Source organism: Nonomuraea sp. NPDC048901, from assembly GCF_040649695.1.
Lineage (GTDB): Bacteria > Actinomycetota > Actinomycetes > Streptosporangiales > Streptosporangiaceae > Nonomuraea.
Window position 1 is genome coordinate 495264 of sequence record NZ_JBEZFW010000004.1, and the last position, 25038, is coordinate 520301.

General features: G+C 70.1%; 22 protein-coding genes. 13 read left to right on the forward strand and 9 right to left on the reverse strand.

The features are described from left to right. Positions 1-188: 188 nt before the first annotated feature. From AB0C30_RS16145 to AB0C30_RS16170, 6 genes are all read right to left on the reverse strand, one after another. Complete coding sequence (locus AB0C30_RS16145; RefSeq protein ID WP_357943934.1) at positions 189-1085, reverse strand: sulfotransferase; 897 nt, start codon at positions 1083-1085, stop codon at positions 189-191. Between the two features lie 115 nt (positions 1086-1200). After that, positions 1201-2472 (reverse strand): polysaccharide biosynthesis C-terminal domain-containing protein, encoded by a 1272-nt coding sequence (locus tag AB0C30_RS16150; RefSeq protein WP_357943936.1) that lies wholly within the window; start codon positions 2470-2472, stop codon positions 1201-1203. Further along, positions 2460-3305, reverse strand: coding sequence for a sulfotransferase domain-containing protein (locus AB0C30_RS16155; RefSeq protein WP_357944598.1), 846 nt, complete (start codon positions 3303-3305; stop codon positions 2460-2462). Before AB0C30_RS16155 ends, AB0C30_RS16150 begins: the two co-directional genes overlap by 13 nt. Before the next feature lie 5 nt (positions 3306-3310). Then, the gene (locus AB0C30_RS16160) at positions 3311-4216 is read right to left on the reverse strand and encodes a hypothetical protein (RefSeq protein ID WP_357943937.1); all 906 of its coding nucleotides are present in this window, start codon (positions 4214-4216) and stop codon (positions 3311-3313) included. Further along, positions 4213-5490: a hypothetical protein gene (locus AB0C30_RS16165; protein ID WP_357943939.1), complete on the reverse strand. Its 1278-nt coding sequence runs from the start codon at positions 5488-5490 to the stop codon at positions 4213-4215. The genes AB0C30_RS16160 and AB0C30_RS16165 overlap by 4 nt, the downstream gene beginning before the upstream one ends. Next, entirely contained in the window at positions 5487-6788 is a 1302-nt protein-coding gene (locus AB0C30_RS16170) for a Wzz/FepE/Etk N-terminal domain-containing protein (protein WP_357943941.1), read from the reverse strand. The genes AB0C30_RS16165 and AB0C30_RS16170 overlap by 4 nt, the downstream gene beginning before the upstream one ends. A 347-nt stretch (positions 6789-7135) precedes the next feature. Here AB0C30_RS16170 and AB0C30_RS16175 point away from each other — a divergent pair, with 347 nt between their 5' ends. Beyond that, the gene (locus tag AB0C30_RS16175; protein ID WP_357943943.1) at positions 7136-8179 is read left to right on the forward strand and encodes a hypothetical protein; all 1044 of its coding nucleotides are present in this window, start codon (positions 7136-7138) and stop codon (positions 8177-8179) included. On the opposite strand, the gene AB0C30_RS16180 is transcribed toward AB0C30_RS16175, so the two are convergent. From AB0C30_RS16180 to AB0C30_RS16190, 3 genes are all read right to left on the reverse strand, one after another. Further along, complete coding sequence (locus AB0C30_RS16180; RefSeq protein WP_357943945.1) at positions 8124-9005, reverse strand: sulfite exporter TauE/SafE family protein; 882 nt, start codon at positions 9003-9005, stop codon at positions 8124-8126. The two genes, AB0C30_RS16175 and AB0C30_RS16180, sit on opposite strands and share 56 nt — an antisense overlap. Then, positions 9002-10216, reverse strand: a complete 1215-nt coding sequence (gene cysC / locus AB0C30_RS16185) for an adenylyl-sulfate kinase (protein WP_357943947.1) — start codon at positions 10214-10216, stop codon at positions 9002-9004. The genes AB0C30_RS16180 and cysC overlap by 4 nt, the downstream gene beginning before the upstream one ends. 390 nt (positions 10217-10606) lie before the next feature. Further along, positions 10607-11323: a methyltransferase domain-containing protein gene (locus AB0C30_RS16190; protein WP_357943949.1), complete on the reverse strand. Its 717-nt coding sequence runs from the start codon at positions 11321-11323 to the stop codon at positions 10607-10609. A gap of 62 nt (positions 11324-11385) precedes the next feature. Here AB0C30_RS16190 and AB0C30_RS16195 point away from each other — a divergent pair, with 62 nt between their 5' ends. From AB0C30_RS16195 to AB0C30_RS16250, 12 genes are all read left to right on the forward strand, one after another. Beyond that, complete coding sequence (locus tag AB0C30_RS16195) at positions 11386-11841, forward strand: signal peptidase I (protein ID WP_357943951.1); 456 nt, start codon at positions 11386-11388, stop codon at positions 11839-11841. Positions 11842-11910: 69 nt separating this feature from the next. Continuing rightward, positions 11911-15399 (forward strand): transcription-repair coupling factor, encoded by a 3489-nt coding sequence (mfd, locus tag AB0C30_RS16200; protein WP_357944601.1) that lies wholly within the window; start codon positions 11911-11913, stop codon positions 15397-15399. A gap of 27 nt (positions 15400-15426) precedes the next feature. Continuing rightward, positions 15427-16044 (forward strand): SurA N-terminal domain-containing protein, encoded by a 618-nt coding sequence (locus tag AB0C30_RS16205; protein WP_357943953.1) that lies wholly within the window; start codon positions 15427-15429, stop codon positions 16042-16044. Between the two features lie 2 nt (positions 16045-16046). Next, positions 16047-16985: a MazG family protein gene (locus AB0C30_RS16210; RefSeq protein ID WP_357943955.1), complete on the forward strand. Its 939-nt coding sequence runs from the start codon at positions 16047-16049 to the stop codon at positions 16983-16985. A gap of 42 nt (positions 16986-17027) precedes the next feature. Beyond that, positions 17028-18305 (forward strand): phosphopyruvate hydratase, encoded by a 1278-nt coding sequence (eno, locus tag AB0C30_RS16215; RefSeq protein WP_357943957.1) that lies wholly within the window; start codon positions 17028-17030, stop codon positions 18303-18305. 110 nt (positions 18306-18415) lie between these two features. Then, entirely contained in the window at positions 18416-18808 is a 393-nt protein-coding gene (locus tag AB0C30_RS16220; protein ID WP_357943959.1) for a septum formation initiator family protein, read from the forward strand. A 43-nt stretch (positions 18809-18851) separates the two neighbouring features. Next, a complete protein-coding gene (locus AB0C30_RS16225; protein WP_357943961.1) occupies positions 18852-19340 on the forward strand; it encodes a DUF501 domain-containing protein in 489 nt (162 codons plus the stop codon). Beyond that, positions 19331-20275, forward strand: a complete 945-nt coding sequence (locus AB0C30_RS16230) for a Ppx/GppA phosphatase family protein (RefSeq protein WP_357943962.1) — start codon at positions 19331-19333, stop codon at positions 20273-20275. The genes AB0C30_RS16225 and AB0C30_RS16230 overlap by 10 nt, the downstream gene beginning before the upstream one ends. Before the next feature lie 177 nt (positions 20276-20452). Further along, the gene (locus AB0C30_RS16235) at positions 20453-21901 is read left to right on the forward strand and encodes a hypothetical protein (protein WP_357943964.1); all 1449 of its coding nucleotides are present in this window, start codon (positions 20453-20455) and stop codon (positions 21899-21901) included. A gap of 318 nt (positions 21902-22219) precedes the next feature. Continuing rightward, positions 22220-23014: a uracil-DNA glycosylase gene (locus tag AB0C30_RS16240; protein WP_357943966.1), complete on the forward strand. Its 795-nt coding sequence runs from the start codon at positions 22220-22222 to the stop codon at positions 23012-23014. Between the two features lie 95 nt (positions 23015-23109). After that, positions 23110-24426, forward strand: coding sequence for an NAD(P)/FAD-dependent oxidoreductase (locus tag AB0C30_RS16245; RefSeq protein ID WP_357943968.1), 1317 nt, complete (start codon positions 23110-23112; stop codon positions 24424-24426). A 79-nt stretch (positions 24427-24505) separates the two neighbouring features. Next, complete coding sequence (locus tag AB0C30_RS16250) at positions 24506-25018, forward strand: ACT domain-containing protein (RefSeq protein ID WP_357943970.1); 513 nt, start codon at positions 24506-24508, stop codon at positions 25016-25018. Positions 25019-25038: the final 20 nt, after the last annotated feature.

A 25038-nucleotide genomic window follows, 5' to 3' on the forward strand; every position in this document is an offset into this window, starting at 1 on the left:
CCTTTCAGGCCCGTCTTACGCCCGGTCCGGTCCCGCGCAGACCCGTCCAGGACACCTTGGTTCGGCCCAGACTCGCCGAGACCAGGCCCGCCCAGACCGGCCCAGACCAGACCCGCCCAGGCCCGCTCAATGGCAGGAGCGGTGGCTGGCTGGCCCACGGTTCCGGCGGGACGAGTTCGCCGGTGGGCTCATTCAGCGCAGGTGAGCTCCCGTACGCGGGCCGCTTCCGCCCGCGTCAGGCCGAGGGTGGCCGTTTCGAGGGCGCGGCGTGAGTTCATGGGCCGGAAGGCCGTGCGGGACAGGCCCGACCAGGCGAAAGCGCTCCCCACGCCGACGGGGGCCGTGCATGCTCGGGTGATGCGGCGCTCGGCCGTGGGTGACCAGGCGAGGCCCGCGTACTCGTACAGCTGCCGGAAGCCCTGGACCGGCGCGGAGGCCAGTTCGTCGTAGGAGGTCAGCAGGATGCCGGGGGTACGGGCGAGGATCGCCTGAGTGACCCGCCACAGCGCCGCCGCCTTGGCGATGCGGTCCTGGGAGCCGACCAGGGCGCGGAGGTCCAGGAGTTCGGGGTGGTCGCGGACGAGCAGGGGTTGTTCGAGGAGCTCGTGGAAGTAGACGGTCCAGCCCAGGCGCTGCCAGCTGGCCACGAACGCCACCGGGTCCCGGGTCAGCGCGATCACCTTGCAGCCCAGCCGCTTGGCGAACCAGCCTGCCGAGAGCACCGCGAACGGGTCGTCGAGCAGGGCCCGCCGTCCCAGCAGGCGGCCGAGGGTGAAGGCCGTGCCATAGCGGGTCATGCGGGCCAGGTCGTACGGCGAGCGGTTGGTACGCAGTTCGGCCAGGTACCGGTAGCGGAGCGCGACCGTGTCCTGGAAGGCGGGCAGCCAGTCGGCGGTGTTGTCGTCGCAGATGTACTGGAAGCGGTGGGTGACCTGGGCCCGCAGGACGCCGGGACAGCGGCCGGGCGGGTGCTGGGGGTTGAGCGGCTCGTTGACATAGACGAGGTCGCCCCCGGCCGCCAGCATCTTGCCCGTCCAGCTCGTGCCGCTCCTGGGCAGGCCCGTCACCAGAATGGGACCGCTCATGCCACGACCGAGGACTGCGGGAAGGGCGCGCTTGCGAGGCGCGGGACGGGGCTGCTCATGCCGTGGTCCTGGAGTGCGAGAAGGGGCGCGCTCGCGAAGCGCGGGGTGCGGCCGGTCACGCTGTGGTCCAGGAGCGGAAGCGGAGTGCGGGGAGGCTGTGGCGGCCGAAAGGGTGCAGGCCGTAGCGGTGGTGCAGTTGCCAGAGCGGGAGCAGGTTCTTGGCGATCATCCCGCCCGCCCAGCCGAGCACCGCGCCGAACGCGCCGTGGACCGGGATGAGCGCCACGTCCAGCGCGACCGTGCAGGCGATGGCCGCCACCAGGTTGAGCAGGCTGGCCGTGGTGTGCCCGGCGGCGGTCAGTACGACGTCGACCATGCCGCACGCGGTCGCCAGCATCATCGTGCCGGCCAGCACCAGCGCCACCGGCACGGCGGCGCCGTAACCCGGCCCGAACAGGCGCAACAGCCACGGCGCCAGCGCGGCGTACCCGAGCCAGATCGGCCAGGTGAGCAGCACCAGCCAGATCGTCGCCGCCTGGTACAGCTCCCGCGCCCGGCCCATCTCGCCGTCGGCCAGCGCCCTGACCAGGCGCGGTTGTACGGCCTGTGCCAGCCCCTGGTTGGCGAGCTGGCCGACGACCTTGAACCGGGTGGCGGCGGTGTAGACGGCGGCCTGGACCGGGCCGCCGAGCAGTGCGACGACCACGATGTCGAGCCGCTGGAACACCGCCTGGATGGCACCCGCCACCGAGCGCGGCGCCGTGTAAAGCCACAGGTCACGGGTGGTGCCCGGCAGGTACAACGTACGCGGCAGCCGTTCGCGCAGCTGGATCGCGGCGAGCAGCGCCACCGGCACGTACGGCAGAGCCCAGAGGAACGGCAGCCACTGCGGCCTGGCGGCGACGGCCGCCGCGGCGACGAGCAGGAACTGGAGCGTCGGCAACGCCATCCCGTCGAGCAGCACGGTGGGCCGCATGGCGCCGAAGCCGCGGGTGGCGGCGAGCAGGAGGTCGGTGGCGACCATCACGGGCAGGGCCGCCGCCAGCAGGCCGAGCCGCGGATAGAGGATCGCTCCGCAAGCGGTGGCGAGCAGGACCGCCGGGACCAGAGCTACCCGGATATATCCGGAAATGCCGTGGTAGTCGTAGGTCTTGGCGCGGGCGATGAAATAGATGAGGCCGTTGCCCGCGTCGAGCTTGGCCACGCCGGCCACCATGAGGGCCAGGGCGGTGGCGGTGAAGAAGGTGCCCGCCTGGTGCGCGCTGAACGCCCTGGTGACCACCACGACCAGCAGAAACTGAGCCCCCGCGCTGATGACGGCCCCGGCGATGCCCGCGATGCCGCCCCTGGCCACCTGACCGAGCGGCCCCGTGGTCAGCGACGCCACGACGGCTCACCGCCCAGCCAGCGGGCCAGCCGCGTGTCGTACACCTCGAAGTGGTCCCTGAGCCGCTGCCTGACCGAGTCGGGCAGCGGCCGGGGGAGCGGCCGCCCGTTGTGGCGTTCGAAGACCGGGTAGCCCAGGTGGGGCAGGCCGAGGAAGTCGAGGACCCGGTCGTAGGTGCGTTCCGGCTCGGCGAAGAAGCGGTGGCTGTCGAGCACCAGGACGCGTTCGCGGCCGAACAGCGGCTCCAGCCGGTCGAGCTGCTCCGCGTAGCGCCCGCGCGCCAGGTAGGCGTGGTGGCGGTGCGCGTGGTGGACGGTGTGGGGCCGCTCGCGGATGGCCTGCTCGGCGCCCGCCAGCCGCCGCTCCTCCAGCTCCAGGGCCCGTTCGAAGTCGGACTCGGTCTCGTAGCCCCTGGCCAGCTCGTGGGCGTGCGCGGAGCACGCCCGCTCGACCGGGTCGCGCACCAGCACGATGAGCCTGACCCCGGGCAGGTCGGCCGCGATGCGCTCCCCGGCCAGCGGATGGAACAGGTAGTAGGGCGAGGACTCGAACGCCTGCGGATGCGTGCCGTGGCGGCGAGCGAGCCGCGCGGCGGCCACCCGGAGCGGAAAGTGCCCCTGGTACCAGGACAGACCCCGCCCGTAGTCGGCGTCGAAGTAGTGGACGCCCTTGTGCAGCACCGGTTTGAGCAGCAGCGGGTGCCGCGCCAAAGCCCGGTAGAGCGACGTGGTGCCGCACCGCTGCGCTCCGGCGATCAGGAACGACGGCAGCATCCGTACGCTCGACGTGAACCTCCCGGTGGTCCGGGAGACGGACAGGACCGACTGCTTCATCGTGTTCACGTCAGCGGCTCCTGGTGATCGACGAGGGGATTGAGCCATATGCCCGGTGGCCCGAGGGGTTCGTGGCCGTCGGCGGCGTGCCGGTCGGCCAGCGCGATGAGGTAGTGCAGGGCCGTCCGCCTGGCCTCCGCCGCCGATAGCCCGAGCGGGGCGAGCACGGGTACGGCCTGCGCCAGGCAGGCCCGCGCGGCCGTGGCCGGGTCCATCCGCCGCAGCGCGCGCTGGAAGAAGTGGTGCACGGCGTCGAACCCATAGGGCACGCCGACCGCGTAGCGCTCCCAGTCCCAGACGAGCAGCCGCCCGTCATCGGAAGGGGCGATGTTCCAGGGCGACAGGTCGCCGTGCCAGGCCGCTCCCTCGGAACCGCCGGTTCCCGCGATCTCCTTGACGGCCTCGGTGAGCAGGGCGGCGGGGACCCGGCCGCGCCTGATCGGTAGCGGCGAGAGGACCAGGACCGAGTACTCGCCCCAGCGCTCGTGGCGCAGCACGGTCGGCGCGACGACCGTCTTGAGCGCCAGACTGCTCAGCTTCTTGAGCGTGGCGGCCTCGCCGTCGACCAGTTCGCGGGCGCGCGGGGTGTCGCCGATCTTCACGAAGGCCAGGCGGGAGCCCTCGCCGTACGCCTCCAGGATGGGCTTGCGGTTGGCCCGGCGAGCCGGCCGTACGTGGAGGACGGTCTCGACGGGTACGCCGAGGATGTCGCTCAGGTACGTCTCGATCGAGCCCTCGACCGGCACCATGACCGGACGGCCCAGGAGCCCGTGCCAGCGGCGCCGGGGGGCCAGGCGGCGCGGCAGCAGCCGGTGCGGCAGCACGCTGTAGGCGCGCGGCGAGCCGGGGCCGGGGTAGAGCGCCCGCACGGTCTGGTCGAGGTAGCGCAGCCGCACCTTCGCGTCGTTCACGCGCTCTCCCCGGTGTTACGCCACAGGAGGGCGAAGGAGATGAGGTAGAGGCTGAGCGGCGTGACCAGGCCGTCGTACACGAACATGTAGAGCAGCACGAGGATCATGACGAGCACCCCCGCGAGCCCGATCGGGCTGCGGTCGGGCCAGTGGCGCCGGATCGCGCCCAGGAAGAACGCCACATACAGCGCCGCCCCCACGAAACCCTGGGTGATGATCAGCAGCCAGAGCTGCCCGTCGCTGCCCAGCGGCGGATGGCCGCAACCGCCGCACCACTCGGTCTTGCCGGTGGTGATCGTGCGGTGGTTGCCCATGGCGTTGCGGGTGTTGCCGTAGCCGATGATCGGCGAGTGCGTGGCCGCCGAGATGGTCGCCGACACGGTGAAGGCCCTGATGTCGTTGGAGTGCGGGTTGTCCAGGCGCTGGCCGACCAGCGAGGCGAGCGGGCTGAGCGCGAACGCCAGCGCCGCCGCCACCGCCGTCGCGCACAGGGCCAGCCTGGTGCGTCCGCCGACCCGGACGATCAGGTAGAGCCCGGCCAGCCCCAGGCCGATCCAGAGGCCGCGGTTGAGCGAGTAGACGATCGGGATGGCGGCCACGGCGGTCAACGCGATGGCGACCGCCTTGCGACCGCCCCCGCCGTAGACCCACCAGCCGACCACGAACCAGATGAGCAGCACCGACACGTTGCTGCCCCACGCGTTGGCCCACTCGAACGGCGCCTCGGGGCGCGGCGAGGCGTAGCCGAGCACCTTCTGGGTCTGGGCGGCCGTCGGGTGGATGAGGTTCTGGACGAAGGCGTTGTCGCTGATCCACCCCGGCAGCACCATCTCCACCGGCGAGGTGAACTCCAGCCGGGGGAAGAACACGCCGAGCAGCCCGCCCGCCACGGTCGTGACGAACAGCACCCCGAGCATCCGTACGAGCCTGAGCTGCGGCAGCTCCCGCTCGGTCAGGTTGCCCAGGTAGAGCACCATGATCAACAGCGCCGCGTAGAGCGCGAACCGTATGAGGTAGCCGATGACCCGCCCGGCGTTGAACGCCCCGTACGTGTCGGGCGGCATGTCGGCCAGCATCAGCGCGCTCACCGCGTAACCGGCCAGGAGCAGCAGCCACAGCCCGAACCCGCGCGGCACCCGGATCGGCCGGCGCCGCCAGAGCACGATGGCCATGGGCACCGCCAGGACGATCACCGACAGCCCGCCGAAGCCGAGCGCCCACCACACGGGATAGCCGATGAGGAGCGCGCCGATCGGCCATGCCGGACCTCTCATGCCGAGGTGCCCGGCGGGCGGGGGAGCGAGGTCATGGGCGCCGCCTCGCCGGACTGGCCGGGCTCCAGCTCGCCGCTGGCGACCAGCTTGCCGAGCGGGTTGCCGTCGACCGGCTCGGGCCGCGGGGTCAGGTCCCTCGTCGTCACGACACCGATGATCGGTACGTTGTGCCTGCCCAGATGGCGTACGGCGGCGGCCACCTGCGCTGAGGTGGCCCGGCGCAGCCCCACCAGCAGCAAGGCCGCGTCGGCTCGGGCCAGGTCGCCCACGTCGGAGCCGGTCAGCAACGACAGCGGGGCAGTGACGGCCAGCGGCCCGACCACCGGCGTCGCGCCAAGCTCCGCCGGGATCGCCCTGACCAGCAGCCGCTTGCCCGGGCAGGCGGCGAGCACGGCCGAGGCCAGGTCGTGCGGCACTCCCTGGCGGAGCGGGTCCGACAGGTCGCCGAGCACGGGCAGCCCGGTCAGCCGCTCGACGTCGGCGGCGGTGCGCAACCGGGTGTCGAGCCGGTCGCGGGCGTAGGCGGTGGCCGTGCCGAGGAGCAGGCCGATCATGAGCCCGGTGCCGAGGTAGAGCGGCAGGCTGGGCGAGCTGGGCACGGTCGGCGGCGTGGCCTGGCTGATGACCGACCCGGGAGTGATGGCGACGGTCCGCAGCGCGTCGTACTTGAGCGTGAGGCTGTAGGCCTGCCGGTTGAGCACGCTCTGCCGGTGCGCGGCGATCGTGTGCTCGATGCTGCCCTTGCTGGCCAGGGCGAGCTCCTTGATCACGGTGTCGAGCGCGGTGTTGACCTGCTTGAGCTTGACCAGCATCGCCTTCTGCTGCGCGGTCATCGTCGCCTGCGCGTTCTCGGTGCGGTTGGCCAGGTAAGCGTGCGCGTACGCCCGCGACTGGGCCGCCGCGACGGCGGGGTCCGCGGCGGTGACCGAGATCCACAGCACGGCCGAGTTGGGCGGCACCGAGACCTCGACGGGCTCGGGCGTGCCCGTCTTGAGTTCTTTGGCGGCCTTGTCGGCCACCACGGACGACTGGGCGATCTGCGCCTCGGTGTCGAGATTGAGCGGCTCGCGCTGCCGGTTGGTCACCTGGTTGTTCTGGTCCTGGACGCCCACGGGCGCGACCAGGACCTGGGTGGTCGCGGTGTAGGCGGCCGGGGTGAACCGCAGCAGCGCCAGCCCCGCCGTGCCGCCGGCCAACAGGAACCCCAGGAACAGCAGCCAGCGCCTGCGCACCAGCGACAGGTGGTCCGCCAGGTCGGTGGCGTGGCGGCGGCCCGGGAAGTCCGGCGACAGGCTCATTGGAGCGGATCTCCTTCGAGTGTGTGCGCGGTGTCGCCGATCGGCGACTGTGCGTCACAAGTCGCGGCGTCCGCCCACTATAGGCCGGACAGATATTACCCAGGCTGAATCCAGAAGATTTTCTCTGGTACGGTCAGCAATTCATCCCACGATAGCCCGAAATAATGTGAAATAGAGGGCTGGTCGGATGGTTGTTGACCTGGCGATACACCCGCTCCGGCTGAAGTTCTGGGAATGGCATGGCATGGTTCAGGTTTGATAGGACGGGGGTCCTTGGTTGAGGGGGTTGAACGGCCTTGAACCGGTGGGGAATTTCTCATAAAGCGGTAAATATCAGCGTCAAAGGTGTGGCGCTGTTGGTCGTCGCCGTGCTCGCGGGCTGCTCAGCTGTGCAGGGTTCGGGGAGTCCGGCGCAGGTCGCCCAGCCGAGCGCCAGGCCGAACGTGGAAACTTCGCCGGCTTGCGCGGTCACTGCCCGGCTCATCCCATCTTGTGGCGCTTGGTGGGGGATCGCCCCGGAGGTCTTCACCGGCGCGGGCATCGAAAGGTCGCTCCACGGCGCCGAGTCCCGCATCGGTGGCACCGCCGACGTGCTGCACGTCTATCACCGGGGCAAGGAGGAGTTCCCCACCAGCGAGGAGGTCGCGCTGGCCCGCGACCCGGTCCGGCCCAGGCTGCTGCTGATCAACTGGAAGCCGTCGCTCGACTACACCTGGGCGCAGATCGCCCGCGGTGCCATCGACCGCAGGATCGACCGGCTGGCCGACTACATCAGGCGCACCTTCCCCGAGCGGTTCTTCCTCACCCTCCACCACGAGCCGGAGAACGACGTCGACGCCGCCCCCGGCTCGGGCATGCAGGCCACCGACTACGCGGCCATGTACCGCCATGTCGTGCTCAGGCTGCGCGACGAGGGCGTCAAGAACGCGGTCACCGTCATGACCTACATGGGCGCGCCCAACTGGGCGGCCAAGCCCTGGTTCGAGCAGCTCTATCCGGGTGACGACGTGGTCGACTGGGTGGCCCTCGACCCCTATGCCGACGGCCGGGTCCGCGACTTCGACGGTCTGGTCAACAAGACCCGGCCCGACTTCGACCAGTGGCCGGGGTTCTACCGGTGGATGCAGTGGCGCTTTCCCGGCAAGCCGGTCATGGTCGCGGAATGGGGGGTGTTCGAGCGGGCCGACGACCGTACGGCCAAGCGCTCGTTCTTCGAGTCGGTGCGTACGCAGATTCAGCGCTATCCGCAGATCAAGGCGCTGATCTACTTCGACTCGCCACACGCGCCGCGCGGCGACACGAGCTTCGACTCCGATCCCGCCGCCGGGCGGGCGTTCAGCGAGCTCGCACGAGATCCTTACTTTCACTCGACGCCCGTGCCGCGGCCCTGACGCGCCAGCGCCAGCCCACGACGGTCGCGACCGAGGCGCCCGCCAGCGCCCACACCGTCACTGTGTTGCTCACGTCGAGCAGTTTGAGCGCGGAGGCGAGCAGGACGATCCCGAGCAGCGCCCTGATGAGGCCGCCCGGCGCCCTGGAGGAGATCCGGGCGCCGAGGTAGACGCCCGGGATCGAGCCGATGAGCAGCGAGACCGTCAGGGTGAGCTGGAAGTCGCCGAAGAGCAGGTGGCCGAGCGCGGCCGAGGCGACGAGCGGCACCGCCTGCACCAGATCGGTGCCGACGAGCTGGTTGGCCTTGAGCGCCGGATAGAGGGCCAGCAGGGCCACGATGATCAGGGAACCCGAGCCGACCGAGGAGATGCCGACGACGAGTCCGCCTACCGTACCGACCAGTACGGTCGGGATTGGGCGCACGACAATGTCGTGGGCGCTCGACGTACCGCCCTTCCCGGCCAGCCACGTCTTGGCGACCAGGCCCGCGACGGCGAGCAGCAGCGCCACGCCGAGCGCGTACTTCACCGCGTCTCCGACCGCGAACGCGCGCGCGATGAACACCCCGCAGAACGCCGCCGGCACCGACCCCACGCAGAGCCAGCCGACCAGGCGCAGGTTGACCGTGCCCCTGCGCAGGTGTACGGCGCTGCCGACGGGTTTCATCACGGCGGAGGCGACCAGGTCGCTGGAGACCGCGGCCAGCGGCGGAACGTTGAAGAACAGCATCATCATCGGCGTCATGAGCGCGCCGCCGCCCATGCCGGTGAGCCCGACGACGATCGCGACCAGAAAGGACCCGGCGATCAGGGGGAAGTCGATCAACGAACCCAGCCTCCGCTCCGCAGCGCCCCCAGCACCTGGGTGACGGCCGCCTCGATAGAGATGTGCGTCGTGTCGATGATCAGATCGGCGTCGTCCGGCTCCTCGTAGGGGTCGGAGATACCGGTGAACTCGGGGATGAGCCCGGCGCGGGCCTTGGCGTACAGGCCCTTGCGGTCGCGGCGCTCACACTCCTCCAGCGGGGTGGCCACGTGCACGAGCAGGAAGTCGGCCCCGACCGACTCGACCATCTCGCGCACCTCCTCGCGGGTGGCGGCGTAGGGGGCGATGGGGGCGCAGATCGCCAGCCCGCCGTGGCGCGCGGCCTCGGCGGCGACGAAGCCGATGCGCCGGATGTTGAGGTCGCGGTCGTCCTTGGAGAACGTCAGGCCCTTGGACAGCAGGTGGCGGACCACGTCGCCGTCGAGATAGGTGACCGGACGGCTGCCCAGTTCGAGCAGCGAGTCGCGCAGGCCGCGGGCGATCGTGGACTTGCCGGAGCCGGACAGGCCGGTGAAGAAGACCACGAGCCCGCGCCGGTGCGGCGGTCCTGGGATGCGCACCGGCTCGGGGCCCGCCAGGTGCTCGGTCGCGCCGTAGGCGGTGGCGACGTGCTCGCGCAGCTCCAGATCGATCTCGGGCTCCGCGCGCGGCGCCAGCGGCACCGAGACCACCAGGGTGCCCTCGGGCAGCTGCTCCTTGGCGCGCAGCGCGGCGCGTACGACGGCCGGGCCCGTCTCACCGTACGAGAGGGGGAGCAGCACGATCACCGCGTCGAGCTCCTTGGCGGTGGCGACGATCTCGGTGAGGTCGTCGAGCGGTCCCCGCATGGTGACGGCGAGCGCCGCCCGCCCATCGAGCTCTTCGCGTATCTGCGCCGGAGTACGGCGAAGCCGGGCGAACGGCCCGTGCTCCGGGGCGCCCAGGCCCTTGACCGGACCGGAGGCCAGCCCGTCGGGCTCGCGCTCGGCGACGGTGAGCACGGCCAGCGGCACGCCCTCGGGGTCGAGCAGCGTGACCTCGGTGCCGGGAGTGGCCGCTTCCGGAAGGTGGAGTGTGACGGGAGCCGGCCACGGGGTGCCGTCGGCGAGAGTGCCGCGCTCATGCACCGTGTGCAGGTCGTCGTGCCCGAGGAACCCACTCAGCGGCTGGAACGCGCCGGAGAGCAGCAGCTCCAGGTCGGCCAGCTCGTACGCCCCTGGGGTCCACTCCACGGTCTGCCATCCCAACTATTCCGATTGACTTGGTAGGAAAGGAGTCTAGCCTTTGGTACAAGTGTGTCGCTAGTGCGGTGTCCCCGAACCTTCGCCAGACATTCCGCTCTCCCGGAGTGAGTGTCCCTCTATGGGCGCCTCTGTCGCGGCGGCCCGCCTACTACGGGACCGTCCCTCCACGGGGACTTCTTCCGCTCCCCGGAGGGGCCCTCTATGGCGACCTCGGTCACGACGGGCCGTCTTCTTCTTCGCCCCCGGAGGGGGTAGCCCACCCAAGGACCTCGGCCACGACGGACCGTCTTCCTCTCGCCCCCGGAGGGGGTATCCCTCCCAAGGACGTCAGCCACCACAGACCGTCGCGGTGCCCGAGACGGTCGTGACGAACCACGCCTAGATGAGCCGAGCGAAGTGATTCTGCGGCTTCTTGATCACCATGGCGATCTCATCATGCGTCGACGGAAACCGGTCGCGGGTCAGCTTGGCCGTCATTCGGACGGCCAGCCGGCCGACACGCCCCATGGCCGGACCGCTGGTAGCCGTGTGGTCGTCGGTGATCATGAGCCCGCGCGTGAGACAGAAGGTGTGGATCCCGTCGCGCGAGGTCACCGGCCCGTAGACGGCCGGTAGCGGACCCGGCGTGCCGGCCGACACCAGGTGCCGCCAGATGAGCCGCCGCAGCCACCACGGGGTGATCCGGTCGAGCAGGCCGTAGGCGGATTTCCGGTCGCGCATGCGCAGCAGGATGAGCCCGCCGGGGCGCAGCGCCTGCAGCAGCCGGTCGAAGACCAGCTCGGCGTGCTGGATCCGCTCCAGCAGGAACGACAGCTGGATCACGTCCACCGACCTCGGGGGCAGCGGGACGCAGCGCAGGTCGCCCAGTGACCACATGGCGAGATCGGCTCGCTCGCCGACCACTCTCCTGATCGGGGGCAGGTCCTCGTCGACGCCGGTGGCCCTGGTGTCGATCCGGTCCAGGACCAGTGGCTCGTCGTGCGCGCATCCGGCGACGAGCACGTCGAGCCGCCTGCCGAGCCGTCCGGCCCACTGCTCGCGGATGCGCTGACCAAAGAGATCGCCCCTTGGGGCTACCGACCGCACCTCAGACATGTCACCCAGAGTAATCAATCGACGCCAATTAGTAAGCCATTTCCCTGCTAGCGTCCTGCGCCGTGAGTGATCTCGTGTACGTGGGCAACGCGAATGTCGACGCCGCGATGGACCATGGCTGGCTCCTGGGCCATTTCAAACCCTATGGCGACCCGAGACACAGCGACGGGGTGGAGATCAAATGGGGCACCCACTCCCCGGGTGACGAACGCGCCGAGTGGGTGCGGGGCGAGGAGCGTACGGCGCTGCTCATCCTCATCTCGGGTCGCTTCCGCGTCGAACTACCGGGCAGGAGCGTGCTGCTCGCCGAGCGGGGCGACTACGTGGTCTGGGGCAAGGGCGTGGACCACTCCTGGCACGCGGAGGAGGAGTCGGTGGTCCTGACGGTCCGCTGGCCGTCCGTCCCGGGCTACAAGGTCCGGCGGCCGGACGAGGTCCTGAAGCCGTACGAGGTCCCGGAGCCGGACGAACTCCTGGAGCCAGGCAAGGTCCCGGAGCCGGACGGGGGCGTGGGCTAGATGCGAATAGGCTTGTAGCACAACCCCCACGCCCGCCGGCTGGGGGTAATCGTCGTGGGGCTGTCGAAAATGAGTCTGTCCGGGCTGCTTGATCTTGTCGTCACCGATCCCAAGCTGACCGCCGCTCTCGAAGAGGGCGGCGACATCGCGCTGGTGGCGCCGTCCGCGCTGCGGCCGTTCGGGGTGGCCGCGCTGGCCGGGCACGATCAGCGGACCGTGCTGGCGATCACCGCCACCGGCCGCGAGGCGGAGGACCTGGCGAGCGCGCTGACCAGCCTGATGGAGCCCAGCTCGGTGGCCGTCTTCCCCGCCTGGGAGACGCTGCCGCACGAGCGGCTCTCCCCGCGCAGCGACACCGTGGGGCAGCGGCTGGCCGTGCTCAGGAGGCTCGCGCACCCGGTCAAGGACGACCAGGCGGCCGGGCCGCTCAGCGTGGTGGTCGCGCCGGTCAGGGCGCTGCTCCAGCCGATCGTCAAGGGCCTGGGCGACCTGGAGCCGACCCGCCTGCGCGCGGGCGACGACGCCGACCTCGACGGGGTCGTACGGCGGCTGGTCGACAACGGCTACCACCGGGTCGACATGGTGGAGAAGCGCGGCGAGGTGGCGGTCCGCGGCGGACTGCTCGACGTGTTCCCGCCGACCGAGGAGCATCCGCTGCGGCTGGAGTTCTGGGGCGACACGGTCGAGGAGATCCGCTGGTTCAAGGTGGCCGACCAGCGCTCGCTGGAGGCGGCGGACGGCGGGTTGTTCGCGCCGCCGTGCCGCGAGCTGCTGCTCACCGCGGAGGTCAGGGAGCGGGCGCGCGAGTTGGGCCGGGAGCACCCGGCGCTGGCCGAGGTGCTCGACCAGCTCGCCGAGGGGACGCCGGTCGAGGGCATGGAGGCGTTCGCGCCCGTGCTGGCCGGGGAGATGGACCTGCTGCTCGACCACCTGCCCGGCAACGCCGCGGTGTTCGTCTGCGATCCCGAGCGGATCAGGGGCCGGGCCGAGGAGCTCGTACGTACCTCGCAGGAGTTCCTGGAGGCGTCGTGGATCAACGCGGCGGCCGGTGGCGAGGCGCCGATCGACCTCGGGGCGGCGGCGTTCCGCTCGCTCGACGACATCCGTGGCCACGCCGACGTGCTGGGGCAGGCGTGGTGGACGATGGCGCCGTTCGGGGCCGGGGTCGAGCTCGACGCGCAGGACTCCGAGGCATACCGGGGAGACACCAGGAAGGCGCTCGAAGACGTCAAGGGCTGGCTGGCCGAGGACAAGGCGGTCGTGCTGCTGAGCGAGGGACACGGCCCGGCAGAGCGAATGGTCGAGGTCCTCAAGGGCGTGGACGTTCCCGCCCGGTTGGTGAAATATCTGGATAAGTCGCCTGAGGCGAAGGTTGTCCATGTGTCGACGGGGTTGATCGAGCACGGGTTCATCACCCCCAACCTGGCCGTGCTCACCCACCTCGACCTCGTCGGCCAGAAGGCGTCCACCAAGGACATGCGCCGCCTGCCCTCCCGCCGCCGCAACATGGTCGACCCGCTCCAGCTCAAGGTCGGCGACAACGTGGTGCACGAGCAGCACGGCGTCGGCCGCTACATCGAGATGGTGCAGCGCACGGTCCAGGGCGCGACGCGCGAATACCTGGTCATCGAGTACGCCAAGGGCGACCGCCTCTACGTCCCCACGGACCAGCTGGACGAGGTCACCCGCTACGTCGGCGGCGAGGCCCCGACGCTCAACCGGATGGGCGGCGCCGACTGGGCCAAGGCCAAGACCAGGGCGAAGAAGGCGGTCAAGGAGATCGCGGGCGAGCTCATCCGCCTCTACTCCGCCCGCATGGCCTCGCCCGGTCACGCCTTCGCCGCCGACTCCCCGTGGCAGCGGGAGATGGAGGACGCCTTCCCGTACGTCGAGACCGGTGACCAGCTTGAGGCCATCGACGAGGTCAAGCGCGACATGGAGCGCGGCGTCCCGATGGACCGGCTGATCTGCGGCGACGTCGGCTACGGCAAGACCGAGATCGCGGTGCGGGCGGCGTTCAAGGCCCTGCAGGACGGCAAGCAGGTCGCCGTGCTGGTGCCGACGACGCTGCTGGTGCAGCAGCACATGTCGACGTTCACCGAGCGCTTCTCCAGCTTTCCCGTCTCGCTCAGGGCGGTCTCCCGCTTCCAGACCGACGGCGAGGTCAAGGGCACCCTTGAGGGCCTCCGTACGGGCGCCGTGGACCTGGTGATCGGCACCCACCGGCTGCTCAGCCCAGAGGTCCGGTTCAAGGACCTGGGGCTGATCATCATCGACGAGGAGCAGCGGTTCGGCGTCGAGCACAAGGAGGCCATGAAGCACCTGCGCACCCAGGTCGACGTGCTGGCCATGTCGGCCACGCCGATCCCGCGCACGCTGGAGATGGGCCTGACGGGCATCAGGGAGATGTCGACCATCCTCACCCCGCCGGAGGAGCGGCACCCGATCCTCACCTTCGTCGGACCGTACGACGAGAAGCAGATCGGGGCCGCCATCAGGCGCGAGCTGATGCGCGACGGCCAGATCTTCTTCGTCCACAACCGGGTGGCCTCGATCAACCGGGTCGCCGCCCGGATCAGGGAGCTGGTGCCCGAGGCGCGCATCGCGGTGGCGCACGGGCAGATGAACGAGCACCAGCTGGAAAAGATCATGGTCGGCTTCTGGGAGCGCGAGTACGACCTGCTGGTCTGCACCACGATCGTGGAGTCCGGGCTCGACGTGCCCAACGCCAACACGCTGATCGTCGACCGGGCGGACAACTACGGACTCTCGCAGCTGCACCAGCTCAGAGGCCGGGTCGGGCGAGGCAGGGAGCGGGGTTACGCCTACTTCCTCTACCCGCCGGAGAAGCCGCTCACCGAGACCGCCCACGAGCGGCTGGCGACGATCTCGCAGCACACCGAGATGGGCGCGGGCATGTACGTCGCGATGAAGGACCTGGAGATCCGCGGCGCGGGCAACGTACTCGGCGCCGAGCAGTCGGGCTTCATCGCGGGCGTCGGCTTCGACCTGTACGTCCGGCTCATGGCCGAGGCCGTGCAGGAGCAGAAGGCCAAGCTGTCGGGCGTGGAGGTGACGGAGGAGCACCCCGACGTCAAGGTCGAGCTGCCGATCAACGCGCACATCCCGCACGACTACGTCACCTCCGAACGCCTGCGTCTGGAGGCGTACAAGCGGATCGCCACCATCTCGGCCGAGATCCACATCGACGAGGTGCGCGCCGAGCTGACGGACAGATACGGCAAACCGCCCGTCGAGGTGGAGAACCTCCTGGCCGTCGCCCGCTTCCGCATCAGCGCCCGCCAAGCCGGGCTCACCGATGTCACACTGCAGGGCCAGAACATCAAGTTCGGTCCGGTCAGGTTGCGGGAGTCGCAGCAGGTACGCCTCGACCGCCTGTACAAGAAGGCCATCTACAAGCAGGCGGCGGAGACGCTGCTGGTGCCCGCGCCGAAGACCAAGCCCCTGGGCGGGCAGCCGTTGCGCGACCTCGACCTGCTCAAATGGTGCGGTGACCTGGTCGAGGCCATGTTCTTGGAGCCCGCGAGGGTAAGCTAGCCGCGGTTTTGTCGGGAAAGGACGCACGTGAAGTCGATTCGAGTGGCAGTGGCCGCTGCCGTGGTGGGTGTCGCGCTGACCGCCTGCTCCTCGCCTATGGAGGCCGGAGCCGCGGCCGTCGTGGGCAGTGAGCGGATCTCGTCGCGCGACCTGAACAAGAACGTCCAGGAATACGAGGCCGCGCTGCGGAAGGTCAACATCGAGCCGTCGCAGCTCGGTGTGTCGGTCAACCAGTTCGTTCTGTCCAGGATGGCGGAGCAGAGCCGGCAGCAGCAGCTGGCCGACAAGTTCGGCGTACAGGTCAGCGATTCGGAGATCGACGCCGCGGCCCAGGACAAGGGCGAGCAGCAGACGGCCGAGATGAATCTGCTGTCCAAGGCCGTCTCCCCGGCCAACCCGCGCGGTTACCTGCGGGCGGCGCTCGGCGTGAACAAGGTGCTGGAGAAGCTCGGCGGGCCGCAGAACCAGCAGGCCGTGGAGAAGTTCAAGGCCGCCTACAACGCGATCGCCCCGGTCTTCAGCCCGCGCTACGGCAAGATCAGCCAGCAGGGCTTCGTCGACGCCGGCCGGTTCGGCAAGCCGTCGGCGACGACCGAGCAGGCCGGCCAGGGCGAGCAACAGCAACAGCAGCAGTCGCAGGGCTAGCCGTGCCGCTGATCATCGTCACCACCTCACCGCGGGTCGCGCCGGGTCTGCTGAGCCACCAGGCGTGGCAGGCGTTCGGCTCGGGTCATGTGCTGACCGGGTCCGCGGATCATCCGCAACTGCCCTACCTGGCCGAGGCCGGGGTCGAGGTGGCCGTCGTCACGCCTGTCCCCGCCGACCTGGCGCGGCGGGCGGTTACGGAGACGGTGGTCTGGCTGGCCGCCCAGGATTCCGAGGACTTCATGCGGGCGGTCGGCCACGCGGCCATCGCGATGGCCGAGCCGCCGCTGATCGAGGTGGTGCCGGGCTCCTACGACCTGCCGGGCGCGCGGGTGCTCGACCTGGTCGCGGTGATGGAGCGGTTGCGCACCGAGTGCCCGTGGGACCGCAAGCAGACGCACGAGACCTTGGTCCCGTACCTGCTCGAAGAGGCCTACGAGGTGCTGGAGACGATCGAGCAGGGCGACTACCCGGCGCTGCGCGAGGAGCTGGGCGATCTGCTGCTGCAGGTGGTCTTCCACGCGCGGGTGGCCGACGGGTTCGACATGGACGACGTGGCCGAGGGGATCGTCGAGAAGCTGGTGCGGCGGCATCCGCACGTGTTCGGCTCGGTGCGGGCGGAGACCGCCGACGAGGTGAACGACAACTGGGAGGCGATCAAGGCGGCCGAGCGGGCGGCGAAGGACGAGCGTCCGTCGGTGCTCGACGGGGTGCCGATGGGGCAGCCCGCGCTGTCGCTGGCCGCCCAGCTGATGCGTCGGGCCGAGCGCGGGGGCGCGCCGGACGGGCTGGCCGCCGCGATCTCGCAGGGGGTGGGGCGCGAGCTGTTCGACCTCGTCCGCCGCGCCCAGGAGGCGGGGATCGACGCCGAATCCGAGCTCCGCGCCGCCGCTCGCGACTACCGTGACCGCGTGCTCCGCTGGGAGTCGGAGCACCGATAGGCTCTGAAGGCATATTGCCTTTCGATTTAGGAGCGCAAACCCGTGGCTACCATCGAGGTCGTATACGCGCGCGAGATCCTCGACTCCCGGGGCAACCCGACCGTCGAGGTCGAGGTGATCCTCGACGACGGCGGCAGGGGGCGCGCGGCGGTGCCCAGCGGCGCGTCGACCGGCCAGTTCGAGGCCGTGGAGCTGCGTGACGGAGACGAGCGCTACGGCGGCAAGGGCGTGGAGAAGGCCGTGCTCGCCGTCACCGACGAGATCTTCGAAGAGATCAACGGCATCGAGGCCGAGGACCAGCGCATCATCGACCAGATCATGATCGATCTGGACGCGACGCCCAACAAGTCCAAGCTGGGCGCCAACGCCATCCTGGGCGTCTCGCTGGCCGTGGCCAAGGCCGCCGCCGACAGCGCCGACCTGCCGCTGTTCCGTTACCTGGGCGGCCCCAACGCCCATCTGCTGCCCGTGCCGATGATGAACATCCTCAACGGCGGCGCCCACGCCGACACCAACGTCGACATCCAGGAGTTCATGATCGCGCCGATCGGCGCGAGCACGTTCCGCGAGGCCGTGCGCATGGGCACCGAGGTCTACCACGCGCTCAAGGGCGTGCTGAAGGAGAAGGGCTACGCCACGGGGCTGGGCGACGAGGGCGGCTTCGCGCCCAACCTGCCGTCCAACCGCGACGCGCTCGACCTGATCCTGGTCGCCATCGAGCGGGCCGGCTACACGCCGGGCGACGACGTCGCCCTCGCGCTCGACGTGGCCGCCTCCGAGTTCCACAAGGACGGCGTCTACACGATCGACGGCAAGGGCGTCTCGGCCCAGGAGCTCATCGCCTTCTACGCGGACCTGGTCGACAACTACCCGCTCGTCTCGATCGAGGACCCGCTCGACGAGGAGGACTGGGCCGGCTGGAAGGCCATCACCGAGGCCCTCGGCGACAAGGTCCAGCTGGTCGGCGACGACCTGTTCGTGACCAACCCGGAGCGGCTCGGCCGCGGCATCGCCGAAGGCACCGCCAACGCGCTGCTGGTCAAGGTCAACCAGATCGGCACCCTGTCCGAGACCCTCGACGCGGTCGACCTGGCCCACCGCAGCGGCTACCGCTGCATGATGAGCCACCGCTCCGGCGAGACCGAGGACACGACGATCGCCGACCTGGCCGTGGCGGTCAACTGCGGCCAGATCAAGACCGGCGCGCCCGCCCGCTCGGACCGCGTGGCCAAGTACAACCAGCTCCTGCGCATCGAGGAAATTCTCGACGACGCCGCTCGCTACGCGGGTCGCGGCGCTTTTCCGCGTTTCCAGCGCTAGTTTCGGGTACGGCTCGCGGCATGGCGGGTATGCCGCGAGCCGGTCAGAAGGGTGCAAATAGCACCATCCGCTAAGTTCGGCCACCGAACTGGACACGGAGGTGTGAACCGTTGGCTAAGAGGCCGCAGCTGACCGGGCGGGCCGCCATCCTGGCGATCGTGGTGTGCGCGATCGCGATGAGCCTGGCCTACCCTGTACGCGAGTACATCGCGCAGCGCCGCGGCATCGCGGAGTTGCGGGCGGAGAAGGCACGGGTCGAGGCCGACCGCCAGGCGCTGGCCGAGCAGGCGCAGCGGATCCGCGATCCCAACTGGATCAAACGGACGGCCAAGGAACGGCTGCACTACTGCGGGCCGGGCGAGAAGTGCTACGTGGTCATGGACGCCAAGCCCGACAAGACCACGACGACGGTCAAGCAGCCCGCCGCGACGCCGCCGTGGTACCAAACGCTGTGGGAATCGGTCGAAGCCGCCGACACGGGCCAGGGCCGCAAGGCCGGATGAGCACCGGCGCGGAGGGGCGTCGGCGGCGTGTGAGGGGAGAGCGTTGGACAGCAGAGACGTCGACGCGGTGCAGCGGCAGCTGGGCCGCCCGCCGAGAGGGCTGCGCGAGGTGGCGCACCGCTGCCCGTGCGGCAACCCCGACGTGGTGGAGACCGCGCCGAGGCTGCCCGACGGCTCGCCGTTCCCCACGCTCTACTACCTGACCTGCCCCAAGGCGGCCTCCGCGATCGGCACGCTCGAAGGCTCGGGGCTGATGCGCGAGATGCAGGCCAGGCTGGCCACCGATCCGGAGCTGGCCGCCGCCTACCAGGCCGCCCACGACGACTACGTGGCCAGGCGCGACAAGGCGGCGGAAGAGCAGGGCACGGAGCCGCTGCCGCGTGACATGCAGAGCACCGGCGGCATGCCGCTGCGGGTGAAGTGCCTGCACGCGCTCGTCGCGCACGAGCTGGCCGTGCCCGGATCCAACCCGTTCGGCCGGGAGGCGCTGGATGCCCTCCCCGAGTGGTGGAGTGACGGACCATGCGTGTAGCCGCCGTTGACTGCGGCACCAATTCCGTACGCCTGCTGATCGCCGACGTCGGCGACAACGACCTCACCGAGATCGAGCGGCGGATGGAGATCGTACGACTGGGCGAGGGGGTCGACCAGACGGGGCGGCTGGCTCCTGAGGCGCTGGAGCGGACGTTCACCGCGATGCGCACCTACCGCAAGCTCATCGACCAGCACGGCGCCACGGCGACCCGGGTGGTGGCGACCAGCGCGACGCGCGACGCCGCCAACAGGCAGGAGTTCGTCGACGGGGTGCGCGAGATCTTCGGGGTGGAGCCCGAGGTGGTGACGGGCGCGGAGGAGGCCGAGCTGTCCTTCGTCGGCGCGACCAGGGGGCTGGTCCGGCTGTCGCGGGAGACCGGGGTGCCGCAGGGGCCGCTCCCGCCCTACCTGGTCGTCGACATCGGGGGCGGCTCGACCGAGTTCGTGGTCGGCTCCGAGCACGTCATCGGCGCGCTGTCGGTCGACATCGGCTGCGTACGCCTGACGGAGCGGCACCTGCGCGACGCGGGCGATCCGCCGTCGGCGGAGGCGCTGGAGGCCGTCGTGGCCGACATCGAGGCCGCGCTCGACCGGGTCGCCGAGGCGGTGCCCGTCCACGAGGCGCACACGCTGGTGGGTCTGGCCGGCTCCGTCACGACGGTGGCGGGCATCGCACTGGACCTGCCCGCCTACGATTCGGAGCGGATCCATCACTCGCGGATGACCGCCGAGCAGGTCCACGAGGTCACGCGACGGCTGCTCGCGATGACCCATAGTGAGCGTTCACAGATTCCAGTGATGCACCCAGGTCGAGTCGACGTGATTGGCGTGGGTGCCCTGATTCTGGACCGCATCGTGCGGCGTTTCGCGTTTACGCAGGTCGTCGTGAGCGAACACGACATCCTCGACGGAATCGCCTACTCCATGGCCTGATTTTTCCGGCGAAAATCGGACAATTCTGGGATTCGGCTGTGTTGAGTGTGCAATCAGTTTTATGCTTAGGTAAAGGGGCATTGCGGGGGCTTTGTCATATTGCCGGACACGGGTGGTGTCGGCGTGGCGACCGTTCCCGGAGCGCATCTTTTCCCTAACGGAATGGAGCACTCTCACATGAACTCATCTCGTCCATTAGCGCGTAAGGCGGCGGCGTTCGGCGCCTCCGCCGCCGTGCTGGGCGCCATGGTCGCGGGGCTGGCAGCCGCTCCCGCGCAGGCGTCCACCCAGGCCACCGCGGGCAAGGCCGGCGCCGCGGCGACCTCCACCAAGGCCAGGCCCAAGGTCTCGGTGTCCACGCCCAAGGCGTCGAGCCGCGACAACGACGGTTCCTGCCCGGTGAAGGTCGACATCTCGGCCAACATCAACGTCAAGCTCGACGGCAAGACCGAGCTCGCCTACCGCTGGCTCCACGGAGACGGCTCCAAGGGCAAGGTCAAGGTGCTGAAGCTCAAGGGCCACGGCACCAAGTCGGTCAAGATCGGCCAGACGCTCACTTTCAACGAGGACGTCAAGGGCTGGGAGGCCGTGCAGATCCTCGGTCCGCGCAAGGTGACCTCCAAGAAGGGCTACTTCTCGGTCACCTGCCAGGACGCCGTCGTCATCGACAAGGATCAGCTGAGCGGCAGCAAGAGGATCTCGGTCAGCGCCTGGGCCGACCCCAGCTCGTACGTCGGGCCCTGTACCCCCGGCGACAAGGTCAACTTCCTTGGCCGGATCAAGGTCAACGACCCGACGTGGGTCAAGTACCGCTGGGTGCTGAACGGTCGCGTCGTCGACTATGGCCGGACGAAGGTCTACCACTCGAAGACCGTCTCCTTCGGCTACTCGCCGCGTGACAGCCAGCGGGGCTACGCCGACCTGCAGGTCGTCGGGCGCGGCGGCTCCTCCTCCGACCGGGCCTACTACAAGGTCTGGTGCAAGGACGAGGCTCCCTCGGTGCGGGTGTCGGCCACCAACCTGGTGACCGCGACCAACAACGACGGCTGCAAGGTCGGCGCGCACGCCACCATCAACTCGACCGGCCGCGCGCGGGTCGAGTACACGTGGTACGTCAACGGCCAGTCCGTTGACCGTGGTGAGGTCGGGTTCGGCCGCGAGGGCTCGCGTACCGTCGAGCTGTCCGACCGCGTTCTCTCCGGTTCCGCGACGAAGGGTGGCCGGATCACCCTGGCCATCTCCGGGCCGAAGAACAACGACTCGATCAGCCAGTCCTACGCCGCCTGCGAGGCGCCGAAGCCGAAGATCTCGGTCTCGAGCCTTTCGGTCTCCGGCCAGCGCAACGAGTTCTGCGCCGACAAGCGCGGCCCCGGCGTCGACTTCAAGGCGACGATCTCCAGCACCGCCCCGACCACCGTCAAGTACTACTGGGTGATCGACGGCAAGCGGGAGAACCCGGACCTCGAGCGTCAGGTCAACGGCAGTGTCGACGTGACCTGGGGCGTCGCGGGCGCGCAGAGCGCCAGCGAGACCAAGGGTTCCGTCCAGCTCGTGGTCTTCAGCCCCGACTCCGCTTCCGCGGCCACCAGCTTCTCGGTGAGCTGCCCGAAGCCGGCCGGCGCCTGATCAGTTGAGTTGAGTTGAACCGGGTGGTGCCCTCGTGGCGCCGCCCGGTTTTTCTGTTTGCCACTACTGTGTGGCCTCGGACGAGGGACCCCATCGCAGTTGGCCGCCTACGGGGGCCGGCCTGCGAGCGGCCGGAAGCCCCGCCGCCGGACGAAGGAGCGGATGGCGACCTTGCACTCGCGGCTCCTGCGCCAGGCGCCCTACCGGGGCCTCACGGGCTTCCTGCCCGAATTACCGGAATCCTCGCCTCTTCGGGCCGAGGAGCGCGTGCCCACGCCGAGTCCTTCGGCGACCAGGTGATGGGGCACCATCGGTGCCATGAGCTTCGTACCTCCAGGCACCGGCTGGCCCGGCGATCCGGCGACCGCTGACACCCCGGTCGCCCACGACCCCGCGGACGTGCGCCGCCTCGCCGCCGCCGGCAGCACCCTGGCGGAGCTCACGGCCGCGCAGTCCGTCTGCCGGGCCTGCCCGCGCCTGGTGGAATGGCGCGAGGAGGTGGCCGAGGTGAAGCGGCGCGCGTTCGCGGACGAGACCTACTGGGGGCGGCCGGTCGCCGGGTGGGGCGATGACCATCCGCGCGTCCTGCTCGTCGGCCTGGCCCCGGCCGCGCACGGGGGTAACAGGACGGGGCGGATCTTCACGGGTGACCGCAGCGGAGACTGGCTGTTCGCCTCGCTGTATCGCGCCGGACTGGCCGTACAGGAGACGAGCACGCACGCCGGTGACGGGCAGCGGCTGATCGGTGCCCGGGTGGTGGCCTCAGTGCGGTGCGCGCCACCCGCGAACAAGCCCACGCCCGAGGAGCGGGCCACCTGCTTCCCGTGGCTGTCGCGGGAGCTCACGCTGACCGCGCCGAGCGTGCGGGTGGTCGTCGCGCTGGGTGGGTTCGCCTGGCAGGCCATGTGGCCCGCGCTGAAGGACGCGGGCTACACGCTGCCGCGCGTCAGGCCGCCGTTCGGGCACGGCGTCGAGGTCCAGGTCACGTACGGGCAGGCGCCGGTGACCCTCATGGGCTGCTATCACCCCAGCCAGCAGAACACCTTCACCGGCAGGGTGACCGCCCAGATGCTCGACGACGTCTTCGTCAGAGCCAGGGCGCTGGGGGTGTGACGCGTAGCACCACCTGGGGATTGGCTTTATGGGGTGCCCTTGACGTAGCCTTGTGAATAGTTTCACAAGCGCTCCCATGGGATGGGGAACCGAGGATGAACAAGCACATTCTGATCGTCGGCGGCGGTTACGTCGGCCTCTACACGGCATTGCGGCTACAGCGCACGCTCCGCTCGGAGCTGCGCGACGGCAACGTGCGCATCACCATCATCGACCCCCACTCGTACATGACCTACCAGCCGTTCCTGCCCGAGGCGGCGGCGGGCAACCTTTCCCCGCGGCACGTGGTCGCCCCGCTGCGCCGGGTTCTACCCAAGGTGCGCGTGCTCAACGGCAGCGTCACCGCCGTCGACCACGACGAGCGGTCCGTCACCTTCCAGCCGGTCGAGGGTGAGCCGCGCGAGATCGCCTACGACGTGATCGTGATGGCCGCCGGCTCGATCTCGCGGACGCTGCCGATCCCCGGCCTGACCGACATCGGCATCGGGTTCAAGAACGTGGGCGAGGCCATCGCGCTGCGCAACCGGGTCCTGCACCTGCTCGACGTCGCCGAGTCGACCGATGACCTGGAGGCGCGCCGCCGGGCGCTCACGTTTGTCGTCGTCGGCGCGGGCTTCGCGGGCGTCGAGGCGCTGGCCGAACTCGAGGACATGGCCAAGGACTCGACCCGCTACTACCGCAACATCAAGCCCTCCGACATCCGCTGGGTGCTGGTGGAGGCCACGAACCGGGTGCTGCCCGAGGTCGGCCCCGAGATGGGCAAGTGGACGCTGGAGCAGCTGCGCGAGCGCGGCATCGACGTGAAGCTCGACACGCGCCTGGAGTCCTGCGAGGGCGGCCACGTGGTGCTCTCCGACGGCTCGAAGTTCGACGCCGACACCCTCGTGTGGACCGCGGGCGTCAAGCCCAGCCCGGTGGTCAACGGCGGCGGCCTGCCCCTCGACGAGCGCGGCCGGATCAAGACCACGACGAAACTGACGGTCGCGGGCGTCACGGACGCCTTCGCCGCCGGTGACGCGGCGGGTGTCCCCGACGTGACCAACCCCGGCCAGTATTGCGCGCCCAACGCTCAGCACGCCGTACGTCAGGCCAAGGTGCTGGCCGACAACCTGGTCCGCCATCTCCGGGGTCAGGAACTGGTCGACTACCGCCACAAGTATGTCGGATCGGTCGCCGGTCTCGGCCTGCACCAGGGGGTCGCGAACGTCTATGGAGTCAAGCTTCGCGGATTCCCTGCGTGGTTCATGCACCGCACTTACCATCTGTCGCGGGTGCCGACGCTGAACCGCAAGGTCCGTGTCGTCGTCGACTGGACTCTGGCCCTGTTCTTCAAGCGGGAGACCATCTCACTGGGCGAGATGGAGCACCCGCGCGACGGGTTCAGAGCCGCCGTGGCGACGACCCGCCGCTAGCCCGCGTACAGCAGCGCCCCGGTGCGGCCGCATCGGGGCGTTTCGGCATTCTCGGTCTCAATCGAGAGGGGATCCACGAGTGGGGCTCTCAGCGGTGACGGTGCTCGGCGTGGACCGGCCCGGCGTGATCGCCGCGGTCACCGGCTCGCTCGCCGACTGCGGGGCGAACATCCAGGACTCGACCATGACGCTGCTCGGCGGCCATGTCGCGATGATGCTGCTGGTCTCGGGCGACCTGAGCGCCGACGAGCTCACCAAGCACCTGTGCGCGCCGGACCTGGTGGTGACCGCCTCGGCCGTCGAGGCCCGCCGCTACTTCGGCGGCCGGCCGACCGGGCTCGGCTATGTCCTGACCGTCCACGGGCCGGACCGGCCGGGCATCATCTCGGCCATCAGCGCCGAGCTCGCCTCGGTGGGCGGCAACATCACCGGCATGAGCACCCGGCTCACCGGCCGGCTGTACGTCCTCATCGCCGACGTCGAGCTGCCCGAGGAGGTCGACGTGGCCGGGCTGATGCGCGGGCTGGCCACGGTCGGCTCGGGCCTCGAGTCCGAGATCACCTTCCGGCCCGTTGAACCGGACCTGTTGTGACCCCGCCGGACGGGATCGCC